This window comes from Pseudomonas sp. NPDC099000, assembly GCF_044759925.1.
Lineage (GTDB): Bacteria > Pseudomonadota > Gammaproteobacteria > Pseudomonadales > Pseudomonadaceae > Aquipseudomonas.
In genome coordinates, this window is the sequence record NZ_JBIWAF010000040.1 from 17,895 (window position 1) to 38,981 (window position 21,087).

General features: G+C 62.0%; 24 protein-coding genes. All 24 read left to right on the forward strand.

Features of this window, described 5'->3' with window-relative positions; genetic code table 11:
* Positions 1-166: 166 nt before the first annotated feature.
* Positions 167-721, forward strand: coding sequence for a terminase small subunit (locus tag ACIQV9_RS27230; protein ID WP_403107997.1), 555 nt, complete (start codon positions 167-169; stop codon positions 719-721).
* A complete protein-coding gene (locus ACIQV9_RS27235) occupies positions 684-2,768 on the forward strand; it encodes a phage terminase large subunit family protein (RefSeq protein ID WP_403108000.1) in 2,085 nt (694 codons plus the stop codon). The genes ACIQV9_RS27230 and ACIQV9_RS27235 overlap by 38 nt, the downstream gene beginning before the upstream one ends.
* Positions 2,759-2,977, forward strand: coding sequence for a primosomal replication protein PriB/PriC domain protein (locus tag ACIQV9_RS27240; RefSeq protein ID WP_403108003.1), 219 nt, complete (start codon positions 2,759-2,761; stop codon positions 2,975-2,977). Before ACIQV9_RS27235 ends, ACIQV9_RS27240 begins: the two co-directional genes overlap by 10 nt.
* The gene (locus ACIQV9_RS27245; RefSeq protein ID WP_403108004.1) at positions 2,974-4,503 is read left to right on the forward strand and encodes a phage portal protein; all 1,530 of its coding nucleotides are present in this window, start codon (positions 2,974-2,976) and stop codon (positions 4,501-4,503) included. The genes ACIQV9_RS27240 and ACIQV9_RS27245 overlap by 4 nt, the downstream gene beginning before the upstream one ends.
* The gene (locus tag ACIQV9_RS27250) at positions 4,442-6,490 is read left to right on the forward strand and encodes a ClpP-like prohead protease/major capsid protein fusion protein (RefSeq protein WP_403108007.1); all 2,049 of its coding nucleotides are present in this window, start codon (positions 4,442-4,444) and stop codon (positions 6,488-6,490) included. Before ACIQV9_RS27245 ends, ACIQV9_RS27250 begins: the two co-directional genes overlap by 62 nt.
* 66 nt (positions 6,491-6,556) lie before the next feature.
* Entirely contained in the window at positions 6,557-6,871 is a 315-nt protein-coding gene (locus tag ACIQV9_RS27255; protein WP_403108010.1) for a hypothetical protein, read from the forward strand.
* A gap of 35 nt (positions 6,872-6,906) precedes the next feature.
* Positions 6,907-7,254 (forward strand): hypothetical protein, encoded by a 348-nt coding sequence (locus ACIQV9_RS27260; RefSeq protein WP_403108012.1) that lies wholly within the window; start codon positions 6,907-6,909, stop codon positions 7,252-7,254.
* The gene (locus ACIQV9_RS27265) at positions 7,229-7,732 is read left to right on the forward strand and encodes a hypothetical protein (protein ID WP_403108015.1); all 504 of its coding nucleotides are present in this window, start codon (positions 7,229-7,231) and stop codon (positions 7,730-7,732) included. Before ACIQV9_RS27260 ends, ACIQV9_RS27265 begins: the two co-directional genes overlap by 26 nt.
* Positions 7,729-8,334: a phage baseplate assembly protein V gene (locus ACIQV9_RS27270; RefSeq protein WP_403108018.1), complete on the forward strand. Its 606-nt coding sequence runs from the start codon at positions 7,729-7,731 to the stop codon at positions 8,332-8,334. The genes ACIQV9_RS27265 and ACIQV9_RS27270 overlap by 4 nt, the downstream gene beginning before the upstream one ends.
* A gap of 54 nt (positions 8,335-8,388) precedes the next feature.
* The gene (locus ACIQV9_RS27275; RefSeq protein WP_403108020.1) at positions 8,389-8,604 is read left to right on the forward strand and encodes a hypothetical protein; all 216 of its coding nucleotides are present in this window, start codon (positions 8,389-8,391) and stop codon (positions 8,602-8,604) included.
* Positions 8,605-8,609: 5 nt separating this feature from the next.
* On the forward strand, positions 8,610-8,936 hold the full coding sequence (locus tag ACIQV9_RS27280; protein ID WP_403108023.1) for a GPW/gp25 family protein: 327 nt from the start codon (positions 8,610-8,612) through the stop codon (positions 8,934-8,936).
* On the forward strand, positions 8,933-9,820 hold the full coding sequence (locus ACIQV9_RS27285) for a baseplate J/gp47 family protein (protein ID WP_403108026.1): 888 nt from the start codon (positions 8,933-8,935) through the stop codon (positions 9,818-9,820). The genes ACIQV9_RS27280 and ACIQV9_RS27285 overlap by 4 nt, the downstream gene beginning before the upstream one ends.
* Positions 9,817-10,425: a phage tail protein I gene (locus tag ACIQV9_RS27290; RefSeq protein ID WP_403108029.1), complete on the forward strand. Its 609-nt coding sequence runs from the start codon at positions 9,817-9,819 to the stop codon at positions 10,423-10,425. The genes ACIQV9_RS27285 and ACIQV9_RS27290 overlap by 4 nt, the downstream gene beginning before the upstream one ends.
* Positions 10,418-11,995 carry a phage tail protein gene (locus tag ACIQV9_RS27295; protein ID WP_403108032.1) on the forward strand — a complete coding sequence of 526 codons (1,578 nt, stop codon included), beginning with the start codon at positions 10,418-10,420 and terminating at the stop codon, positions 11,993-11,995. The genes ACIQV9_RS27290 and ACIQV9_RS27295 overlap by 8 nt, the downstream gene beginning before the upstream one ends.
* A 7-nt stretch (positions 11,996-12,002) precedes the next feature.
* A complete protein-coding gene (locus ACIQV9_RS27300) occupies positions 12,003-12,431 on the forward strand; it encodes a phage tail assembly chaperone (protein WP_403108035.1) in 429 nt (142 codons plus the stop codon).
* A gap of 104 nt (positions 12,432-12,535) precedes the next feature.
* Complete coding sequence (locus ACIQV9_RS27305) at positions 12,536-13,702, forward strand: phage tail sheath subtilisin-like domain-containing protein (RefSeq protein WP_403108037.1); 1,167 nt, start codon at positions 12,536-12,538, stop codon at positions 13,700-13,702.
* Between the two features lie 12 nt (positions 13,703-13,714).
* The gene (locus ACIQV9_RS27310) at positions 13,715-14,218 is read left to right on the forward strand and encodes a phage major tail tube protein (RefSeq protein WP_221106765.1); all 504 of its coding nucleotides are present in this window, start codon (positions 13,715-13,717) and stop codon (positions 14,216-14,218) included.
* Between the two features lie 13 nt (positions 14,219-14,231).
* Entirely contained in the window at positions 14,232-14,552 is a 321-nt protein-coding gene (locus ACIQV9_RS27315) for a phage tail assembly protein (RefSeq protein ID WP_403108039.1), read from the forward strand.
* A gap of 148 nt (positions 14,553-14,700) precedes the next feature.
* Positions 14,701-17,433, forward strand: a complete 2,733-nt coding sequence (locus ACIQV9_RS27320) for a phage tail tape measure protein (protein WP_403108042.1) — start codon at positions 14,701-14,703, stop codon at positions 17,431-17,433.
* A gap of 12 nt (positions 17,434-17,445) precedes the next feature.
* Positions 17,446-18,306 (forward strand): phage tail protein, encoded by an 861-nt coding sequence (locus ACIQV9_RS27325; RefSeq protein WP_403108044.1) that lies wholly within the window; start codon positions 17,446-17,448, stop codon positions 18,304-18,306.
* Positions 18,281-18,487, forward strand: coding sequence for a tail protein X (locus ACIQV9_RS27330; RefSeq protein ID WP_403108046.1), 207 nt, complete (start codon positions 18,281-18,283; stop codon positions 18,485-18,487). The genes ACIQV9_RS27325 and ACIQV9_RS27330 overlap by 26 nt, the downstream gene beginning before the upstream one ends.
* Before the next feature lie 99 nt (positions 18,488-18,586).
* On the forward strand, positions 18,587-19,633 hold the full coding sequence (locus tag ACIQV9_RS27335) for a phage late control D family protein (RefSeq protein WP_403108049.1): 1,047 nt from the start codon (positions 18,587-18,589) through the stop codon (positions 19,631-19,633).
* Between the two features lie 58 nt (positions 19,634-19,691).
* A complete protein-coding gene (locus ACIQV9_RS27340) occupies positions 19,692-20,342 on the forward strand; it encodes a glycoside hydrolase family 19 protein (protein WP_403108051.1) in 651 nt (216 codons plus the stop codon).
* Positions 20,333-20,896, forward strand: a complete 564-nt coding sequence (locus ACIQV9_RS27345) for a lysis protein (RefSeq protein ID WP_403108054.1) — start codon at positions 20,333-20,335, stop codon at positions 20,894-20,896. Before ACIQV9_RS27340 ends, ACIQV9_RS27345 begins: the two co-directional genes overlap by 10 nt.
* Positions 20,897-21,087 lie beyond the last annotated feature (191 nt).

Sequence of the window (21,087 nt, forward strand, 5' to 3'; positions counted from 1 at the left end):
CGAAAACAGCGAAAAAACACGACCTTTCGTGCGGTTTTGCCTTGACAGGGGCGCCCGGCAGGAAATCGGGCGGGTCCCTCTGGGCCCCACCCCCATAGGGGGTAATACGGGCCCCGCTGCTTCGCTACATATGACCCATTTTTGAATCGAGGTTGTTGTTTCGATCATGACTACGAAGTCCATCGCTCAGCAGCCGGGGTGGCTGAACAAGTCGCGCATGGCGGCGAGCCTCGGAATTTCCGTGCAGGCCTTTGATAAATGGAAGGTTGAGCCGGTTCAAAGGATCGGCCGCGAGGCGTTCTATGACGCCAAATCAGTGTTGGCCAATCGTCTCCAGCATCAAGGCGCGAAAGATCAACCTGTAGACGATGACGGCAATCCCCTGGATCCGCTCATTGAGTACAAGCAGGCACAGCAGAAATTGCGCCTGACGACTGAGCAGGCAGACGGGCAGGCGATGCGAAATCAGGTCAAGGCCAAAAAGCTGGTACCGGTCGATTTTGCCGTGTTCGCCCTGGGCAAGTTGAGCGCCATGCTCGGCTCAACGCTGGACACCGTGCATGCCAAGGTCAAACGCAAATGCCCCGATATCGAAGTGCGCCACCTTGAGGCTGTACAGCGCGAGGTCGCCATAGCGCGAAACGACGCCGTCAAGTTGGCGGACAAACTGCCGGAGTTACTTGATGAGTTCGTCGATTCCCTGGATGAGGGCGCTGATTGAAAGTGTCCGTAAAGGGCTTGAGGGACTGTACAAAGAACCGCCGCTGACCGCGACGGAGTGGGCAGACAAACACTTTTACCTGTCGTCCGAATCCTCTTACCAAGAAGGCAAATGGACCACCGCCCCGTTTCAAGTCGCGATCCTGAACGCGATGGGCAACGACCTGATCCGTGAAGTCAACGTGCTGAAATCGGCGCGGGTCGGCTATACGAAAATGCTGGTAGCCAACATGGGCTACAAGATCCAGCACAAGAAACGCAACGTGCTGACGTGGTGCCCGACTGACGGGGATGCGGACGGCATGATGAAGCGGCACATCGAAACGATGATCCGCGACGTGCCGGTGGTGAAGGCGCTGGCGCCTTGGCTGGGCATGAAACATCGAGATAACACGCTCGATGAAAAGCGTTTCGATAACGCCAAGATGCTGTGGTGTTTGGGCGGTACAGCGGCGAAGAACTACCGCGAGAAAAGCCCGGACGAAGTGATTTACGACGAGCTGTCGAAGTTTGACGCGGACATCGAGGGCGAGGGTGCCCCGACCATCTTGGGCGACAAGCGCCTGGAAGGGGCGACGTTCAAAAAGTCCATTCGTGGCTCGACACCGACCACCATCATTCCGGCGGTTGAAGGGGAAGAAACGAGCGGCGAAGGCTGCCAGATTACGCGGGCGGCGGATGACTCGCCGCACCTGTTGCGGTTCAACATCAAGTGCCCTCATTGCGATGCTGAGCAGCATTTGAAGTGGGGCGATCCCGATACGCCGTTTGGTATCAAGTGGCTGTTGAACGATCTAAAACAGGTCGAAAAGGCGTGGTATGCGTGCGAGTCCGGCAACGGCTGCACGTTCGAATATCACGAAATGATTGCCGCCTCGGTGAGCGGCCGCTACATCTGCGAACGGTCCGGGATCTGGACGCGCGACGGCATGGAGTGGTTCACCAGTGCCGACAAGCCCATGCAGGCCCCGCGCTCGGTGACGTTCCATATCTGGACGGTGTATTCCGAGTTTGTGACCTGGGCGGAAGTCGTCAGTGAGTGGGTCAAGGTCAAGAAAGATCGGGGCAAGCTCAAGACGTTTATCAACACCACGTTGGGCGAGGCCTGGGAAGAAGACCAGGGCGAGCAACTGGAGTGGCAACAGCTACAGCTTCGGCGTGAGGTCTACCCCGAGGTGCCGCCCTGGGTGGTGGCTATTTTCGGCGGGGTCGACACGCAAGACGACCGATACGAGGGCCGTTTTTGGGGCTTCGGCGCCGGAGAGGAAGCTTGGTTAATCCACAAGTTTGTCTTGCAGGGCGATCCCGCTAGCGTCGAGCTGCGCAAGAAAGTCGGCCTTGAGCTGAAAAAGCGTTTCATCCGCGCCGATGGCACGGTCATGACGCTGGAGCGTGCCTGCTGGGACCAAGGCGGGCACTACTCGGACGAAGTGCGGGAAGAAAGCATCAAGCATGGGGTGAACTGGATCGTTCCCGTGTTTGGTGCATCGACCTACGGCAAGCCCATTGCCACTTGGCCACGCAAGAAAACCAAGGTCAAGGGCGGCCGGATCTACCTCGTTGAGGTCGGCACGGACAACGCCAAAGAACTGATCTACAACCGTCTGACTATTCAGCCCGACGTATCTGGTGTGCGTGTTCCTGGCTGCATTCACTTGCCCGCCAATGACGAATTGTGTGGCGAGGATGAGCTGCGACAGCTAACCGCTGAGCGGCGCAAGTGGGTGATCGTCAAACATCGGCGGGTCCAGCGCTGGGACGCTGGCGGCCGTCGAAACGAAGCACTCGATTGCTTGGTGTATGCCTTGGCCGCGTTGCGGATCAGTCAGGCGCGTTTCGGCCTGGATTTGGATTTGCTCGCGAAGCAATTGCCAAACGGCGTCTGGCATGTGCCGGTCGTCGAGTCTCGGCCAGCGCTTGAGGAATCACCGGATGAGCCGGACGCGTTACCCGTAACGCCCGAACTACCACCCCCACCCCCGCCGCCCCCATCGTCGTCTGACGAGGGCGGCGCTTGGGTCAATACAGGACAAGGCGCATGGCTGTAGCAATCACCGCTCAGGACATGGTCGAGCGTTACATGGCGGCCGAAATCGCCGTTCTCGATGGCAAAGAAACGATGTTCAACGGCCGAAAAATGGTCATGTCAGACCTTGCCGATATCCAGAAGGGCCGGCTGTTTTGGGAGCGCCGTGTGGCGTCTCAGGAAGCGGCAGCGGCGGGGCGCCCGGGTCATGCCTTGGCGGTGTTTCCGTGAACGTTCTCGATAAGGCGCTGGCGCCGTTTTTCCCGCACATGGTGATGGAGCGCCTGAAAGCCCGGCATGTGATTCAGGCGTTTGAGGCGGCTGAGCCCAGTCGCACGCACAAGGCCAAGCGTGAAACGCGCAGCGCTAACAAGTCGCTGCAGCATGCCGCCAAGTCCATGCGCGATCAGTGCCGGGCCCTGGATCAGAACCACGACATTGTCACCGGGCTGTTTGACCGGCTGGAAGAACGGGTGGTGGGTGGCCCGGGTATTTCCGTCGAGCCGATCCCGCTGGATTACACCGGCGCGGTGCATCTGGATTTTGCCGCCGAGATTAAGGGGCATTGGGCCGAGTGGTCGCTGGCCCCGGAAACCTCCGGGGAGCTGTCCCGGCCGCAAATGGAACGTCTGGTGTGTCGCACCTGGTTGCGCGATGGCGAGGCGCTGGCTCAGGAGGTGATGGGCAATGTTGCCGGTTATCAGCACCTGCACCCGGTGCCGTATTCGCTGGAGCTGCTGGAGCCGGATTATCTGCCCTGGGAGAAGAACGACGAAGCCCAGGGCATCGTCCAGGGGGTCGAGCGCAACGCGTGGCGTCGCGTGCGGGCCTTTCACCTGCTGAAGCGACACCCCGGCGATTCGATGGGCTACAGCCTGTCGCTGGACACCAAACGGGTGCCGGTCGAACAGATGATTCACGTCGCTTATCGCAAGCGCATTGGTCAGAACCGTGGCCAGCCGCTGCTGCACGCGGTGATCACCCGGCTGGCGGACATCAAGGATTACGAAGAAAGCGAGCGGGTCGCGGCGCGGATCAGTGCGGCGCTGGCCATGTACATAAAGAAGGGCGCGCCTGACGACTACGTGGCGCCGAAGGACGCGACACAGCGCACGTTCCAGATGGCGCCGGGGATGGTGATCGACACCCTGTTACCGGGTGAAGAGGTCGGCATGATCAAAAGCGATCGGCCTAACCCCTTCCTTGAGGGTTTCCGTAACGGCCAACTGAAGGCGGTCGCCTCGGGCACGCGGGTCGGCTACTCCAGCCTGTCGCGCAGCTATGACGGCAGTTATTCGTCACAGCGTCAGGAGTTGGTCGAGGCCCAGTTGGGTTACGACCAGTTGCAACACGACTTTATCGACTACTGGTGCCGGCGCGTTTATCGCGACTGGCTGCGCATGGCGATTATCAGCGGCGTGATCAAGGTGCCGCCTGACGTCGACCCGCGCACCGTCTACGGCGCGATTTATCAAGGTCCGGTGATGCCGTGGATCAACCCGGTGCATGAGGCGAATGCCTGGGAAATCTTGACCAAGGCGGGCTTTGCGGATGAGGCCGAAGTGGCCCGGGCGCGTCAGCGCAACCCGCAAGAACTCAAGCGCTCGCGTGAAGCGGAGATTAAAACCAACCGGGCAAAAGGGCTGGTGTTCAGCTCCGACGCCTATCACCAGTTCTATGGGAAAAATCAGACCAATGAACAAACAGCAAAAGATGCCGCTGATGCGGCCAAGGGCCTCGATCACAGCGGCGACTGAGGCCGGCGAAAGCTGGTACACGATGCGCGCGCTGTCGGCGAAGATCGGCGAGCTGCGCATTGAGGGGGAAATCGGCGCCTGGGGCATCACGGCCAAGCAATTCGCCAAAGACCTCAAGGCCCTCGGTGACGTGTCACAAATCAACATGTACGTGAATTCCCCGGGCGGTGAAGTGTTCGAGGGGATCGCCATTTACAACATGCTCAAACATCACCCGGCCAACATTGACGGGACGGTGGGGGCGCTGGCGGCGTCCATGGGCAGCGTAATCCTGATGGCGGCCAACACGGTCAATATCCCGGAAAACGCCGCGATCATGATCCACAAGCCCTGGGGGATTCAGGGCGGTGATGCCGAGGACATGCGGCGTTACGCCGAGTTACTCGATCAGGTCGAGGGCTCGCTGGTCCAGGCGTATGTCGCCAAGACCGGCAAGACCGCCGAGGAAATCCACGCCTTGCTTGACGCTGAAACGTGGATGTTCGGCAGCGAGGCGGTAGAGGCCGGCTTCGCAGACAAAATCCTTGAGCCATTAAAGGCCTTCGGGCACATCAAATCGCAACGCATGCAGGAGTTCACTAACATGCCAGAAGCTTTTAAAAATCTGTTGACGCCGCGCGCCTCGGTAACTCTGCCGACCGTAATCGTCCCGCCGGTCAATACACCCGCGCCGGTGAATCTGTCGCCTGATCAGATTCGCGCCCAGGCCTTGGCCGACGACGCTACCCGCCGCGCCGCCATCAATGCCGCTTTTAGCGCGCCCTTCGCGGCGGCTCACGCGACCTTGAAAGACACCTGCCTCAACGACGTGAACTGCACGATCGAGGCGGCGAACGCGCAGTTGCTGGCAGCTCTGGGCACAAGCACCACCCCGACCGGTTCGCAAATCATCCACGGCCATATCTCCAACGGTAATCTGGTGGGTGATTCGGTGCGCGCTTCGCTGGCCAGTCGTGTCGGTCAGGCCGAGGTGCAACAGGACAACGCCTATAACCATATGAGCCTGCGCGAGCTGGCCCGCGCCTCGTTGCAAGATCGCGGCATTTTGGTGGCGACTCTGGCGCCCATGCAGATGGTCGGCCTGTCGTTTACTCACGACTCCAGCGACTTCGGCAACATCCTGCTGGATGTCGCCGGCAAGTCGGTGTTGCAGGGCTGGGACGAAGCGCCGGAAACCTTCGACAAATGGACCAAGAAAGGCCGCCTCAGCGACTTTAAAACGGTCAAGCGGGTGGGCTTGGGGGCCTTCGGCAGTCTGCGCGAAGTGCGCCCGGGTGCTGAATACAAGTACATCACCACCGGCGACCGTGGCGAGACGATCCGCTTGGCCAGCTATGGTGAGCTGTTCGGCATCACCCGTCAGGCGATCATCAACGACGACCTCGATCAGCTCAGTACCGTGCCTTACAACATGGGGCTGGCCGCGCGTGCCACCATCGGCGATCTGGTCTACGACGTGCTGACCACCGCACCGAAGCTGAGCGACACCAAGGCGCTGTTTGACGCGACCCTGAAAAACCTGTTCACCGGTGCCGGCTCGGCGATGTCGATCGAAGCGCTCAGCGCGGCCAAGACCGCGATGGCGCTGCAAAAGTCGGCGGCCGCTGAAGGCGTCAAGGCGCGCACCATGAACATTCGCCCGGCGTTTGTGTTGGTGCCGGTCTGCCTGGAAGACAAGGCCAATCAATTGATTCGTTCGGCCTCGGTGCCGGGTGCTACCAGCAATGCCGGCATCGACAACCCGATTCGCAACTTTGCCGAAGTGATCGCCGAGCCGCGGCTGGACGATGCGTCGTCGACAGCCTGGTATCTGGCCGCCAAGCAAGGCACCGACACCATCGAAGTGGCCTATCTGGACGGCGTGGAGCAACCGTACATCGAGCAAACCCAAGGCTTCAGCGTTGACGGTGTGGTCAGCAAGGTGCGGATCGATGCCGGCGTGGCGCCGCTCGATCGTCGCGGCCTGAATAAATCCACTGGCGCTTAATCCGCCGATGTCCTCAGAGCCCCGCCTTGTGCGGGGTTTGTTGTTTTTGCACAGGAGAAAATGGCCATGGCCACGAATCACGTAGGTGAAGGTAAGACGATCAGCTTTGTAGCGCCGACTGGTGGCGCTGTGTCGGGTCAGCCGCTGGCTCTCAATGATCTGGTAGTGGTGCCACTGTCCGGCGGCCCCAAGGGCACCCCCCTGACGGGCGTCACGCATGGCGAGTGGCGTTTGGCGGTCGAAGGGGCGCTGAAGCAAGGCCAGAAAGTCAGCCTGCTGGCCGGTGTTCTGGTGGCGCCGGCGACGCCGGACGCGGTGCCGTTTGGCAAGTTGACCAGTGATGCGGTCGGTGGTTTCGCGTCCGCGTTGTTGGTTCAGTAATGGATGCCGGGCGCTTTCGCGCGGTGGCTGGCCGCATGGACGCCGTGTTGGTCAGTCGCTTGGGTGATGAGGTCACGCTGGCGGACGGGCGCCCGGTGTTTGGGGCCTTCGCGTCCCCCTTTGTCGGTGCCGAAATCGGCGGCGCTCGAGGGGGGTCGGTGAAGCTAGGCGCGACTATCAATGCCGACGCGGTGTTGGAGCCGACCTTTACCGTGCGGGTGGTCGACATGATCGGTGTCAAGAAGGACGACGTTCTAACCGTCCAGTTGTCGACAGAGGACGGCGGCGGCCAATATAAGGTCGTTCGCTTCAAGCCTGACGGCGCTGGCATGGTTGACGTGGTGCTGAGTGTGAACAATGAGCGAACTGACGACATTACATGAGGCCATCACCCGCACGCTGCGCGAGCGGATGCCGGCCTTGCTGCACGTCGAGGAATTCCCTGAGCTGGGCGTTGAGGTAAAAATTCCGGCGCTGCTGTACGGCCTTACCGACCTGTCGCCGGGCATCGATCGCGGGGAGGGTAAAACGGCGCTGATCGGTCGTTTTCAGTCCTGCATTCTGATCGAGGCGACGCGCGACAAGGCGTCGCTACAGGCGGCCATTCTGGCCGCTCAGGTGGCGGTGGTCCTGCATAACCAGACCTGGGACGTGGAGTTTGTCACCGGTGTGCCGGAGAACGTTCACGCGCAGCCAGAAGCCCCGACGCAGGAGCTTGAACAGTTCGTCATGTGGTCGATCCAGTGGACGCAGGCCTTTGAGGTCGGTGAGCTGGAATGGCTGTGGCCAGACGAACCGCCGGGGTCATTGGTGTTCAACGTTGAGCCGGGTGATGGCCCGGTTAGTCCGGAGGACCTGTGAGTTACGCGGAAGGTGAGCATGACCGCATGATTGCGGCCATGCTAATGCCGTGCGCGGTGGTCGGGGTGGATCTGCCGGCGGCCATGGTGCGGGTGTCGAATGGCGAGTGGACGAGCGCCTGGGTGCGTTGGCACAGTCTTGCGGCTGGTAAAGCGCGGCACTGGCGAGCGCCGAGCCTTGGCGAGCAGGGGGTGTTGTTTAACCCCAGTGGTCAGGCTGGCATGGGCACCTTTATCCCGGGGCTGTACGGCAATTCCGGCGCGCCGCCGGATAACCGCGATCATGTGGAAGTCTGGCGTTTCGACGATGGCGGCTCACTGGTCTACGACTGGGAGGCCCTGACCTACACCATCACCCTGCCGACCGGGACGGTGACGATCAAAGTCGGCAGCACCGAGGTGGTCGTTACGGATAACGCCGTGACGGCCAAGGTCGGCGGCACCGAGGTGGCATTGACGCCGAGTTCGGCGACGGTCAAATCAGCGGCCATAAAGTTGGTCGGCGCGGTGGCCATCGACGGTCCGTTACACGTAACGCAGAACATCGCCAGTGACGCCTCGATCATCGACGCCACGGGTAACAGCAACCATCACACGCACTAATTAATCATCCATTCCAGCCCGCCGCGTGCGGGCTTTTTCATGCCTGGAGAAAACATGGCCAAGACCACCGAAAAGCCCGCCGTCGATCAGTCGCCGGCGGCGGATCTGCTGTTGAAGTTTCGCGACACCGTGTTCACGTCGCGCACCCTGATCATTCCCGGGGCGGGCCGCACGCTTGCGGTCGCCAAGGGTTGTGTCGAGGTGTCCGTGTCCGATGAGCAGGCTGTCAGCTACCTGAAAGCCCACGAAGAATTCGAACCGATGGGGTGATTTAGATGATCGGAATGGATCGCCACACCGGCCAACCCATCTCCGGCATCGAGCATCTGCGCCAGAGCATCGCTGACATCTTGGGCACGCGGCTGGGCAGTCGCCGGCATCGGCCGGAGTACGGCAGCAAGGTGCCCTCATACGTCGACATGCCGGTTAACGAAGGCTGGAAAAGTTCGGTTCAAGCCGAGGCGGTCCGTGCGATCGGCCGCTGGGAGCCGCGCGTCAAGCTGGAGCGCATCCGCATCCTTTCGGTGCTGGCCGGCAAGGTCCAGCTAAGTCTTGCCGGCGAATACCTCGGCGACCGTTTTCTGTTTGAGGTGAGCGTATGAGCATCGTGGATCTGTCGGCGTTGCCGGCGCCGGACGTGTTGGAAGGGTTGGACTTCGAAGACACTTACGACGAAGCGCTGACCACCTTTCGCGGCTACATGGGCGACAACTGGAGCGCGCCGCTGGAGAGTGATCCGGTGGTGAAGTTGCTGGAGGTGGCGGCCTATCTGAAGGTCGGTAACCGCGCCCGGGTCAACGATGCCGGCAAGGCGCTGTTGCTGGCCCATGCGATCGGACCTGACCTTGATCAGTTGGGCGCGAACTACAACCTGAAACGCCTGGTGATTCAGGCGGCGGATCTGGTGGCAGTGCCACCGGTGCCCGAGGTCAAGGAGCTGGACGACCCGTTTCGCGAGCGCATCCAGTTGGCTTTTGAGGGACTGACCACGGCGGGGCCGCGTAACAGCTACATCCTGCACGCGCGCAACGCCTCGGGGCTGGTGGCGGATGCTACGGCCGAAAGCCCGGCGCCTTGCTACGTTACGGTAACGGTGTTGGGTTCTGAAGGGCGCGGCGAGGCCAGTCCCGCGCTGTTGGACACGGTCAGGGCCGCCCTGAATGACGACGACGTGCGGCCGGTGTGCGATCGGGTGACGGTGCAAAGCGCGGAGATTATCGAGTATCGCGTTGACGCCATTCTGCACATGACCGGCGCCGGGCCTGAGGGGGACGCCAGTTTGGCCGAAGCCAAAAAGCGCTTGGCGGCGTGGATCAATCCGCGCAAACGCTTAGGGGTCGAGGTCGCGCGGTCGGCGGTGGACGCGCAATTGCACGTTGCTGGCGTGGCTCGGGTCGAGCTGGTCGGCTGGGTTGACTTGGCTCCGACCAAGGCTCAGGCGGCGTGGTGCGTCGATTACGAGGTGAAGCTGGCGGGGGCAATATGAAAAGTCTGCTGCCGAGCAATAGCACGCAACTGGAGCGCGCCCTGGAGTGGGCGTTTTATGAGCGGACCATCGTCCCGCTGCGCACCCTGTATAACCCCGACACCTGCCCGGTCCATCTGCTGCCGCATTTGGCATGGGCGTGGTCGGTGGATCGCTGGGACTATCGGTGGTCGGAAGCGACCAAGCGCGCGGCCATCAAGGCGTCTTATTACATTCATGCCCACAAGGGAACCATCGGTGCATTGCGCCGGGTGGTCGAGCCCCTGGGCTATCTGATCGAGATTATCGAGTGGTTCAACACGGTGCCGGAGGGGCCGCCGGGAACCTTTGCGCTGAAGGTCGGCGTGCTGGATACCGGCATCACCGAGGAAATGTATCAGGAGCTAGAGCGCCTGATTGACGACGCCAAGCCCGTCACGCGGCAACTCACGGGGCTGGCGATCAGCCTCGAAACCAAAGGCCATTTAAACATTGTCGCTTGCCTCTACGAAGGCGACGAAATCGACGTGTATCCGCCGGTGATGCGTGACATCGAGGTCACGGGCCGCTTTGCCGTGATCGGCCGCGAACACTCCATAGACACCCTGGACGTTTACCATGACTGATGCGAATTCGCAGTTTTTCGCCATCCTTACCAACGTAGGGCTGGCCAAACAGGCGAACGCCGACGCGCTCGGCATTCCCTGGAAGATCACCGATATGGGCGTGGGTGATGCCAACCTGACCGACCCGATCCCCACGGCGACGCAAACCCGGCTGATCAACGAATGGCGCCGCCGGCCGCTGAATCAGCTCAAGGTCGACGCGGTAGACCCGGCAATCATCATCGCCGAGCAGATTATTCCGGCCGATGAGGGCGGGCGCTGGATTCGCGAAATCGGCCTGTACGACGAGGCCGGCGATCTGGTGGCGGTGGCCAACTGTGCGCCGAGCTATAAACCGTTGTTGTCGCAGGGCTCCGGCCGCACGCAAGTGGTGCGGATGAATTTCATCGTCAACAACTCCGGCAACATCACGCTCAAGATCGATCCGGCGGTGGTGCTGGCCTCACGATCCTACGTCGACGCGGCGATTCTGGAGGTGTTGCCGGCGAATAAAACGGCCGGTGAGTTCACCCGGGTGAAGGTCAATAATCGTGGCGTGGTGGTGTCGGGTGATAACCCGTCTACGTTGGCGGGAATGGGCATCACGGACACCTATACCAAGCCGCAAATCGAGTCGATGATTGCCCAGGCTTCGGCGCTGCCGGTCGGCACGATGGTGGCGTTTCCGTTGAACAAGCTTCCTCCCGGGTTTCTGGAAATTGACGGCAGTGTGAAAAGCATTGCGGCTTATCCCGATCTGGCGTCGTTCCTGGGTACGGCCTTCAACCTGGGCAACGAAGGGGCGGGCAATTTTCGCCTTCCTGAATCGCGCGGCGAGTTTTTGCGTGGTTGGGATCATGGGCGCGGGGTAGATATTGGCCGTGACATCGGTACATACCAGGCTGATGAATTCAAGTCGCACAATCACCCGCCGGGGAACGGTCGGCCCGGGTTTCAAAGTAATGAATTCCCGAATATCCAGGCGTACCACGGGACATCGTCGACGGCGCCGCCTTCGTACTCTGGCGAAACCTTGCAGATGGCTACGACTGGTAATCGAGGCGGCTCAGAAACGCGGCCGCGCAGTCTCGCGGTCATGTGGTGCCTGAAGGCCTGGAATGCGCCGATAAATCAGGGAAATATCGACATTGCCGCGCTGGTCGCGTTGGCGGCGCAAGCCACGGAAAATAATCAGGGTACGGCCAAAATCGCTAGTCAGGCGCAGGTTAACGCCGGTACTGATGACACGACGATCGTATCCCCGAAGAAATTGCGTTTCGGGTTTTCGGTCAGTTGGGGGGCCTCTGGAAATATTGTTTTTCCAACATGGATGGGCGGCGTGGTCATTCAGTGGATATCCACGAATACCGGGCAAATCGCGCAAAACTTTGCCGAAACCGTGACCGCGCCTTGGCCGATGGAGTTCCCGAATGCGTGCTGGTTTGCACTCGGTGGGACGGGTCAGTCCCCTAGCGGCAACGGCTATGCCAGCGTCCGTATCGATGGCGTCACGGCGGCCAATGTCACCTCCAGTACCTTTGCCCATATTACCGGGTGGGTGATGCGTAAAATTTACGCCATTGGGCGTTGAGGTTTACATGAAACGTTTTTACAGCCCAACCACAGGATGTACCTATCTGTTAGGCCTCAACCCTTCGATGCCAAAGGATGTCGTCGAAATCTCCGAAGCGTTGTTTCTGTCGGTCATTTGCAATCCGGCGTTCGGCAAGGTTCGGGCGCACGATGAGGAAGGCCGCCCCTATCTGGTCGACGCGCCGGAGGCGGTGCAGGATCCGGCGGCACAGGAGCGCGAATGGCGCGACGGCGAGTTGGCGGGTGTGCTGTGGCTGCGCGAGCGTCACCGCGATCAGTTGGAAATCGCAGGGCCGACCACGCTCACAACCGAGCAATTCAACGCGCTGCTGGTGTACATGCAGGAGCTGCGCGATTGGCCTCAGTCGCCCGATTTTCCTGATAGTCAGCACCGACCCACGGCACCGGATTGGATCGCCGAACAGTCCCAGTAAACGCCCCGCACTGACGGGGCGTTTTCTTTTCCGTTACGCGTAACACGACCATCCCTGACAGCCTCGCTCATGCGGGGCTTTTTCGTTTCTGGAGAGTAAGCCTTATGAGTTTCTTTCACGGCGTCACCACCTCGTTGATCGACACCGGCGCGCGCACCATTTCGCTGCCGTCGTCGTCGATCATCGGCCTGTGCGACACCTTCACCCCGGGCGTCCTTGGCGGCGGTACGGCGCTGGCTGGCGAGCTGGTGTTGCTCACGTCCGAGCGCGAAGCCATTGCCGCGTTCGGTCCTGACTCGGCGATCACCAAGGCCGCCCAAGCGATCTACGTGCGGGCCAAGGCGGTAATCGTCGCCATCGGCGTGCCTAAGCTCGCTGACGCGGCGCTGCAAACCTCCGCCATCATCGGTGGCGTTCTTGCCTCCGGACAGCGTACCGGCCTGCAAGCGCTGCTGGACGGCAAGAGCAAGCACAACGCCCAGCCCAAGCTGTTGATCGCCCCGGGGCATTCGTCGACCCAAGCGGTGGCCACGGCCATGGACGCCCTGGCCGGCAAGTTGCGTGCGATCGCCATCATCGACGGTCCGAATACCACCGATGAGGCGGCCATGGCTTACGCCCTGGAGTTCGGCAGCAAGCGCATTTATCTGGTCGACCCCGGCGTGAAGTACTGGGATACCGTCGCCAGTGAAACGGTCGACGCGCCGGGCTCGGCGTGGGTCGCGGGGCTGTTTGCCTGGACCGATGCCAATTACGGCTACTGGGCGTCGCCGTCGAACAAAGAGTTTGTTGGCATCACCGGCACCACGCGCCCGATCGAGTATCTGGACGGCGACGAAACGTGCCGGGCCAACCTGCTGAATAACGCGAACATCTCGACGATTCTCCGTGACGGCGGTTATCGCCTGTGGGGCAACCGCACGTTGTCCAGCGATCCGAAATGGGCGTTCGTTACCCGGGTGCGGACCTGCGACATCCTGATGGACGCGATCCAGGCCGGGCACAAATGGGCGGTCGACCGATCGATCACCAAGACCTACGTGCAGGACGTGACCGAAGGCCTTCAGGCGTTTATGCGCGACCAGAAGAACGCCGGCGCGATTATCAATTTCGAGGTCTACGCGGACACGGAACGAAACACGGCCAGCCAAATCGAGCAGGGCAAAATTTACTGGCGCATCCGTTTCACCGATGTGCCGCCGGCCGAAAACCCGAATTTCCTCATTGAAGTCACCAACGAATGGTTGACCGAAGTTCTTGAAACCGCCTAAGGGGGCCGCTCAATGATTCCTCAAGTTCTCTCCAACATGAACGCCTTTGTCGACGGTGTGAGTTTCGCCGGCGACGTGCCAACCCTGTCGCTGCCCAAGCTGACGCAAAAGACCGACGACTATCAGGGCGGCGGCATGTCCGCCCCGATCGAAATGGCCATGGGCCTGGAAAAGCTCGAGGCGGCATTTACCACCAACGGCGTGCGCCGCGAGTCGCTGAAGTACTTCGGTCTGGCCGATCAGACCGCCTGCACCATCGTTTTCCGTGGCGCCTTCCGGGGCCTGAAAGGCGTGGTGACGCCGGTCGTGGTCACCCTGCGCGGCGGCATCAAAGAGGTCGATATGGGCGACTGGAAGCCGGGCGATAAGGCGGAGATCAAGCACGCGATCAAGGCCGTTTATTACAAGCTCGAAATCGACGGTCGCGTGATGTACGAAATCGACCCGATCAACATGATTCAGGTGGTCGACGGTGTCGATCAACTGGCCGCAGAACGCTCGGCCCTCGGCCTCTAAGGACTAAAAGAACATGACTCAAGTAAGCCAAGACACCACCGAGCCGACCTTGCCGACGTGGCTGAAGGTGAGCGCCGAGGGCGTGACCGTAACGCTCAAATACCCAACCCTGATCAGTGACGTCCTCACGGACGCGCTGACCATGCGCGCGCCCAGCGTCAAGGACTGGCGCGCGTCCAAGGTCGCCGGTAATGGCGACTATGAAAAACAGGAGCTGTCGTTGTTCAGCAGCTTGACCGGACTGTCTGAGGCGGAGCTGTTGACCTTGAAATACAAGGACTACATGCGCCTTTCGGCGGGCTATTTTCGCCTGGTCGACGAAGACGACGTTTAACGCCGTCACGCTCCAGGGCACGGCTCAACGCTTGGCCAAAGAGACAGGGTTCTCGGCGGCCGAGATTGAGGGCCTGCCCTTCGATCAGATGCTGTGGTGGCTCACGGATTGAGCCGCCTTTGAACTCCCCGACGTATAGGGCACGCACATGGCGAACAAACTCGCGCTCGGTCTGGTCATTGGCGGGGCAGTCAGCTCCACGGTGGGCTCGGCGTTCAAGGACGTCACCAGTCGCATCAAGCGCCTGGAGACGGAAGGCAAAAAAGCCCGGGTGCTGGAAAAGACCATTGGCGACACCATGCGCCTGCGCGACGAATGGCGCCGGGCGCACATGGCCGGCGAGAAGGGCGCCTCGGCGTTGCAAAAGCAACTCGAAAGCAACCTGAACAGCCTGAAGAAAGAAGGCGTAGAAGTGCGCAATCTGACCAAGGCCTATGCGGCCATGGGGCAGGCGGCGAACAAGGCCGAGCTGAAGGCCAAAGGTCACCAGCAACTAGACGAAGGCAAGCAGAAACTCAAAAGCAGTGTCGGCCAAGCAGTGGCCGCCACGGCGGCGATGGCGATCCCGACCAAGGTCAGCGCGGACTATGGCGCGATCATTCGGGACATCGCGATCAAGTCCAACATTGCCAACAAACCCGAAGAAGCGCAGCTGTCGAGAAAGATCGTCGACACGTCGCGGGACACGGGCATGGCGCGCAATCAGGTGGCCGAGGTGGTCAACGCCCTGGTGGGCGCCGGCATGGAGCTGGACAAGGCGCTGCAATACGCCCCGACCGCCGCCAAGTTCGCCGTGGGGCAGGGCTCCGACGGTGGCGAAACGGCGCGCATGATCAACGCCCTGGGGCAAAACGCCAAGATCACCGACCCGGCCATGATGCAAAAGGCCCTGGAGGCGATCGCCTACCAAGGGCAGGCGGGCAGTTTCGAGGCGGCCGACATGGCGCGTTGGTTTCCCGAGTTGCTGGCGGGGATGGGCAAGTTGGGCATCACCGGCATGGACTCGGTGTCGCAACTGGGCGCCATGCTTCAGGTGCAGATGAAGACTGCCGGCGGATCCGATGAGGCGGCCAACAACCTCAAGAACTGGATGGAAAAGATCGGTTCGGGTGACACGGTCGACGCTTACAAAAAGGCCGGGATCGATTATCAGGCGTCGATGAACACCGGGCTGCAGAATGGTAAATCCACTCTGGAATCCAGCTTTGAACTGGCGCAAAAGTACATCGCGGCGACCGATCCGAAGAAGGCCGCCGCCATGGCCGAAGCCACGGCCAAGATCAGCAAGGAGGCCGATCCGGAAAAGGCTAAGGCCATGATCGCGTCCCTGGAACAAGCCTTGCGCACCGGCGATCTGTTCGCTGACATGCAGGTCAAGGGCGCCCTGACGGCGTTCATGCAAAACAAGGAGCTGTACGCCAGTCTGAAAAAGGACTCGGCCAACGCCACCGGGATCTTGGACAAGAACCTGGAGGAGCGCCGGCAATCTTCGGCGCAGAAGTGGTCGGAAATGGCCCAGGGCGCTGATGACGCCATGCGCGCGATCGGCGACGCGTTTCGCCCGGTCACGGATGCCGTGGCGGACGGGCTGACCTACGTCACCCAAGGGCTGAGCAAGCTGTCGGACGAATCGCCCAAGCTGGTGACCGGCATCGGCGCGGCGGTGGCGGCGGTGATCGCCTTTCAGAGCGCCATGAGTACCTTCAAGATCGCCAAGGGCTTGCTCAATATCGGTCGCGGTTCGCTGATGGGTAACCCGAACATCCCGCAGAAAGTCATTGTGGTGGGCGGTGGTGGCGGGGGTGGCGGTCTGGATGCCGGCGATCTGGACGACGACGGCAAGCGCGACAAGAAGGGCAGGAAAGGCGGCCGGGGTGGTAAGGGCGGCAAGTTGGCCAGTGTCGCCTCGACCGCCGCAAACACGGCCAAGGCGGCCAGCACGGCCGGCGCTGCCGGTTCGGTCGGTCGGGCGGTGAGTGGCGTCGGTCGAACCGTGGCCTCGGGGGTCAAGGGTCCGGCCATCTTTGCGGTCGTTGAGGCCGGTTTGAAAGCCAAGGACACCTACGACAACGCGGTGACGCAGGACGAAAAGGCCGAAGGTTACGGCGCGGCCGCTGGTGGTTTGGCGGGTACGCTGACCGGGGCGGCCGCTGGGGCGGCGCTCGGTACGATGGTGCTGCCGGTGATTGGCACTTTCGTCGGTGGTTTGATTGGCGGCTATCTCGGCAGTCAGGGCGGTGACGCCCTGGGCGGTGCGCTGGGTAAGGCGGCGTTTGGTACGCCCGACGAGCTGAAGCGCCTGCCGGCCGCCGGGCCGCTGATGATGGCCAATGCCGGCAAGGACATCCCGCCGGTGCTGGGCGGCATTGCCCAGTCGTTCGCCCCGTCGACCACCGGGCCGCTGATGCTGGCCAAGCCCGGCGCCGGCCCGGGGGCGGGTGTCGCCGCGACGACCGCCGCCGCGCCGCCGCCGGTGTCGTATGACCCGCGCGACCTCAACTCGAAAGACGCCATGCTGATGCCGCACTTTGCCAACAAGGTGCGCTTTCCGGGTTCGGAGTTGCGTCGACCGAAAGTCATTCGTTCGGGCCTGGAAGATCCGGCGCCGCAACCCGGGGAGGCGGCCAAAGCCATGATGCTGCCACCGGCCAGCGCCGACGCGGCAGTGGGGGCCTTGGTCAAGCCGATGGCGGCGAAAGCGGAGGCGCCCAAAGTCGAGTCCAACGTGGCGATTCAGGCGCCGTTTTCACTGACGGTCAACGGCGACGTCAAGGACGCGGCGCAACTCTATGGCCAGCTCAAGCCGTTGCTCGATCAGCACTATCGCGACATGGCCAAGCAAATGGGGAGCGCCCAGCTCCATGACGCGCCGCACGTTTAATCAGGAGGGCGTATGTCTGATCAGGAAAAGACTTCATTGCAGCGGTTACAGTCGGGGCTGAAGTTTCTGGCTTCGGCCGGGGAAACCGGGCGGCGCAGCCTGGACGGCATGTTGGGGCCGGTGAATGGCGCGATCGGGGAAATCACCGGCGCGGCGTCCGAGCTGGAGGGCTTGCCCTTTGTCGGGCCAGCGGTCGGGGCCAAGCTTCAGCGCGTCATGCGCGGGGTGAATGCGGCTCAGGCCAAGGTCGGGCAAGTGGTGGCCATGTACGGCACGGCCACCCGGGCGCTGTCGCAAATTGACGAGCGCCTGGGCGTGCTGAAGGAACAGGCGGGCAAGGCGGCGACGGCAATCAACAAGATCGCCGGCAAGGTCAGTCCGTCACTGGCCAACATCGTGCCCACGGGGGCCTTTGCCACGGATCAGACGCCGGCGCCGGAGGCGGTTAAGCCGTTTCCGCACCTGCTGATCATCCAGCCGCAAGACCCCAAGGCGCAGCCGTATTTCTTCAACCTCGACACGGCGGCCTTTGACGAGTTGCGGCGCTCGACCGAATTCCGCTGGGCCTCCCAGGAGCGCCTGTCGCGTCGGCCGGCGCAGCAAGGCGTGGGCATCGGGGAGGAAAAGATCACGCTCAAGGGCGCGATTTTTCCCGGCTTCAAGGGTGGCCTTAAGCAGCTCGACACGCTGCGCGCACTCGGCGCCCAGCTTAAGCCGCTGACGCTGACCACGGGTTATGGCGACGTGCTGGGCACCTGGTGCCTAAAAAGCGTCGACGAAGAACAAAGCTCGCTGATGCAAGGCGGCATCCCGCGTAAACAAGGGTTCACTCTGGAGTTTGTGCGCTATGGCGACGACATGCAGAACGTCTGACGGGGATCTGCTGGACACCATCTGTCATAACTTCTATGGCCACCTCAACGGCAGCGTGGAGGCGGTCCTTGATGTCAATCAGGGCTTGGCCGATGAGCCCCAGCCGTACCGCGACGGCGTGGTGATCGTGCTGCCGGATCTGGCGGCCCCCGCCCAAGAGCAAGTCACCCTGTGGGACTGACGCCGTCCGGAGCGCCTGCTGGCGAATCCGCTCGTTACGCGTAACGCGCCACTCTCACCCTAAGCCCGCCTTGTGCGGGTTTTCTTTTGGAAAAAATCCATGACCCCCATGTTTCGCATCGTGGCCGATGGCGCCGATATCACCGGCCTGATCAACGATCGGCTGATTCAGCTCAGCACCACCGACAAGCCCGGTATGGAGTCGGACACCTTCGAGCTGCGCATTGATGACCGTGACGGGCTGGTGACGCTTCCCCGGCGCGGCATCGGGATCGAGGTCTACCTGGGCTATGCCGAGACGGGGCTGGCCCGCCTGGGCCGCTACGTGGTCGATTCGGTGACGGTGTCCGGGCCGCCGGATACGATCGTGATCAAGGGCAAGGCCAGCGACATGCGCGGCAGTGGCAAGACTGTCCGCAGTGGGAGCTGGGAGGACGTGCCGCTGTCGAAGGTCGTCGGCGATATCGCCGCGCGTAACGGTTGGGCGCCGGCGTGTCCGGTGTCGACCAAGGTCGCCCGGGCGGACCAGCTCAACGAGTCCGACTTTCATTTCGTCACGCGCCTGGCTAAGCAATACGACTGCACGGCCAAGGTCGCGGACGGAAAACTGATGGTGATGCCGCGTCAAGGCGGGCAGACCGCCAGCGGCAAGGCCTTCGGCGCGATCACCCTGACGCGCCGCGACGTGAGCCGCTGGCAGTTCAATCTAGAGGATCGCAACACGCACAAGTCGGTCGGCGCCAAGCATCAGGACAAGAAAACCGGAAAGCTGGTGGTGGTGTCCCTGGACAATGACGACCTGCCGGCCGGACTGCCGGCGGTGCATACCGATCGGCATATCTACCCCAACAAAACCGCCGCTGAATCCGCCGCCAAGGCGCGCTTGGCCGCGTTCAACCGATCGAGCGCCGGCGTGCGTTTTGAGATGGAGGGGCGCACGGATCTGTTTGCCGAACGCTCAATCATCGCCCAGGGCTTCAAGGTCGGCCTCGATGGCGAATACTTGGCCGACTCCGTCGAGCAGGTTTTTACCCAAGCCGGCTGGTCGACCACCGTCGAATGCAACGGTGGCAAGACGGGCAAGGCCAGCGCCAAGGGTAAGAAAAAGAAGAAGGAAACCAAGCCGCTCAAAGTCGTGACCCTGTAACGCGCACCTGCGCACCCCCGGCCGCCGCGTGCGGTTTTTTTATGTCTGGAGTTTTTGTATGCCGCTTACTCAAGCGCAGTTGTTGCGCATCCTGCCGAACGCCCGCCCCGTCGCGGGCGTTTTTGTGCCGGCCCTTAACCGTGCCATGGCGCGCTTTGACGTCGGCTCGCCGGTGCGTCAGGCGGCGTTTCTGGCGCAGGTCGGCCATGAATCCGCGCACCTGACCAAGTTGTCGGAAAGCCTGTATTACAAGGACGCCGAGCGTGTCGCGCAATTGTTCAAGTATGGCTTTGACCTCAACCGTAACGGTCGGGTCGAGCCGTCCGAGGTCGAGGACGCCAAGGCCTACTTGCGCAACTCGGAAAAGCTGGCCAACCGCGTCTACGCCGATCGCATGGGCAACGGCCCCGAGGCCTCGGGCGACGGCTACCGCTACCGCGCCCGGGGCGCGATCGGCATCACCGGCCGGGACATGTACCGCCTGTGCGGCAAGGCCCTGGGGCTGCCGCTGCTGGAACAGCCCGAGCTGCTGGAGCAACCGGAGTTCGCCGCGTTGTCGGCCGCTTGGTATTGGTGGGATCGCGGTTTGAATGAGCTGGCCGATGGCGGCCAGTTCGATCGCATCACGCGGGTGATCAACGGCGGCAACAACGGCGAGGCCGATCGGTGCGCGCTGTGGGCCGTGGCCAAGGGGGCGTTATGTCTCTGATCGACCTGATTCCGCCGGCGCTGCGCCCCTGGGCGATCGCCCTGGTGCTGCTGTCGATCGCCGGCGCTGCTGCCGGTGCGGCGTGGACGGTGCAGGACTGGCGGTATGGCAAGACGCTCGCCGATCGGGGCCGTGAGTCCGCCGAGGCGGCCCAGGCGCGCGCCGACGCGGCGCTGGCCGTGCTGGCGATCGAGCAGGGCAAGCGCGCCGCCCTGGAGGGCCGCCTGAAGGTCAACGATGAAACCCATTACAAGGAACTGTCTGATGCAAAGAACGCTCAGCACCGCCTGTCTGATCGCCTTGCCACTGCTAATGTCCGGCTGTCAGTCCTACTCGCCACCGGCCCCGGGTTTGGTGGTGACGGCATGCCAACCCCTGCCGGCGCCGGCGGCGTGGTTCATGGAGGCACAAGAGCCGAACTTGACCCCACGCATGCTCAACGAATTATCGGCATCACCGACGCCGGCGATCGCGGATTGATCGCCCTGGCGGCGTGTCAGGGTTACGTGCGGGAAGTGGTGAGGGCCAGTCAGCAGCAGGCGCCGCCGCCGTAGGTGACCGGCTGTCGGCTGGTCATAAGCCTGAAACCTTTGATCGGGGACCGCTTTGGGGGCTACTATCGGGCGGCGCTGGTGGCCCATGGCTGGCCAGCGCGCGCAAAGAAGTGTCGCCGGACGGCGAGCGGGGAAAATATTTAAACAGTTTAGATGTTCAAGGCGGGTCGCCTTTGCTATTCTTTTGGCGT

Excerpts from the sequence above, each read along its gene's own strand:
- ACIQV9_RS27290 (WP_403108029.1), top strand. The coding sequence starts at position 9,817 with ATGAAAAGTCTGCTGCCGAGCAATAGCACGCAACTGGAGCGCGCCCTG.
- ACIQV9_RS27265 (WP_403108015.1), top strand. The coding sequence starts at position 7,229 with ATGAGCGAACTGACGACATTACATGAGGCCATCACCCGCACGCTGCGC.
- ACIQV9_RS27340 (WP_403108051.1), top strand. The coding sequence starts at position 19,692 with ATGCCGCTTACTCAAGCGCAGTTGTTGCGCATCCTGCCGAACGCCCGC.
- ACIQV9_RS27230 (WP_403107997.1), top strand. The coding sequence starts at position 167 with ATGACTACGAAGTCCATCGCTCAGCAGCCGGGGTGGCTGAACAAGTCG.
- ACIQV9_RS27335 (WP_403108049.1), top strand. The coding sequence starts at position 18,587 with ATGACCCCCATGTTTCGCATCGTGGCCGATGGCGCCGATATCACCGGC.
- ACIQV9_RS27300 (WP_403108035.1), top strand. The coding sequence starts at position 12,003 with ATGAAACGTTTTTACAGCCCAACCACAGGATGTACCTATCTGTTAGGC.
- ACIQV9_RS27310 (WP_221106765.1), top strand. The coding sequence starts at position 13,715 with ATGATTCCTCAAGTTCTCTCCAACATGAACGCCTTTGTCGACGGTGTG.
- ACIQV9_RS27255 (WP_403108010.1), top strand. The coding sequence starts at position 6,557 with ATGGCCACGAATCACGTAGGTGAAGGTAAGACGATCAGCTTTGTAGCG.
- ACIQV9_RS27280 (WP_403108023.1), top strand. The coding sequence starts at position 8,610 with ATGATCGGAATGGATCGCCACACCGGCCAACCCATCTCCGGCATCGAG.
- ACIQV9_RS27345 (WP_403108054.1), top strand. The coding sequence starts at position 20,333 with ATGTCTCTGATCGACCTGATTCCGCCGGCGCTGCGCCCCTGGGCGATC.
- ACIQV9_RS27240 (WP_403108003.1), top strand. The coding sequence starts at position 2,759 with ATGGCTGTAGCAATCACCGCTCAGGACATGGTCGAGCGTTACATGGCG.
- ACIQV9_RS27260 (WP_403108012.1), top strand. The coding sequence starts at position 6,907 with ATGGACGCCGTGTTGGTCAGTCGCTTGGGTGATGAGGTCACGCTGGCG.
- ACIQV9_RS27315 (WP_403108039.1), top strand. The coding sequence starts at position 14,232 with ATGACTCAAGTAAGCCAAGACACCACCGAGCCGACCTTGCCGACGTGG.
- ACIQV9_RS27325 (WP_403108044.1), top strand. The coding sequence starts at position 17,446 with ATGTCTGATCAGGAAAAGACTTCATTGCAGCGGTTACAGTCGGGGCTG.
- ACIQV9_RS27305 (WP_403108037.1), top strand. The coding sequence starts at position 12,536 with ATGAGTTTCTTTCACGGCGTCACCACCTCGTTGATCGACACCGGCGCG.
- ACIQV9_RS27295 (WP_403108032.1), top strand. The coding sequence starts at position 10,418 with ATGACTGATGCGAATTCGCAGTTTTTCGCCATCCTTACCAACGTAGGG.
- ACIQV9_RS27250 (WP_403108007.1), top strand. The coding sequence starts at position 4,442 with ATGAACAAACAGCAAAAGATGCCGCTGATGCGGCCAAGGGCCTCGATC.
- ACIQV9_RS27275 (WP_403108020.1), top strand. The coding sequence starts at position 8,389 with ATGGCCAAGACCACCGAAAAGCCCGCCGTCGATCAGTCGCCGGCGGCG.
- ACIQV9_RS27235 (WP_403108000.1), top strand. The coding sequence starts at position 684 with ATGAGTTCGTCGATTCCCTGGATGAGGGCGCTGATTGAAAGTGTCCGT.
- ACIQV9_RS27330 (WP_403108046.1), top strand. The coding sequence starts at position 18,281 with ATGGCGACGACATGCAGAACGTCTGACGGGGATCTGCTGGACACCATC.
- ACIQV9_RS27320 (WP_403108042.1), top strand. The coding sequence starts at position 14,701 with ATGGCGAACAAACTCGCGCTCGGTCTGGTCATTGGCGGGGCAGTCAGC.
- ACIQV9_RS27285 (WP_403108026.1), top strand. The coding sequence starts at position 8,933 with ATGAGCATCGTGGATCTGTCGGCGTTGCCGGCGCCGGACGTGTTGGAA.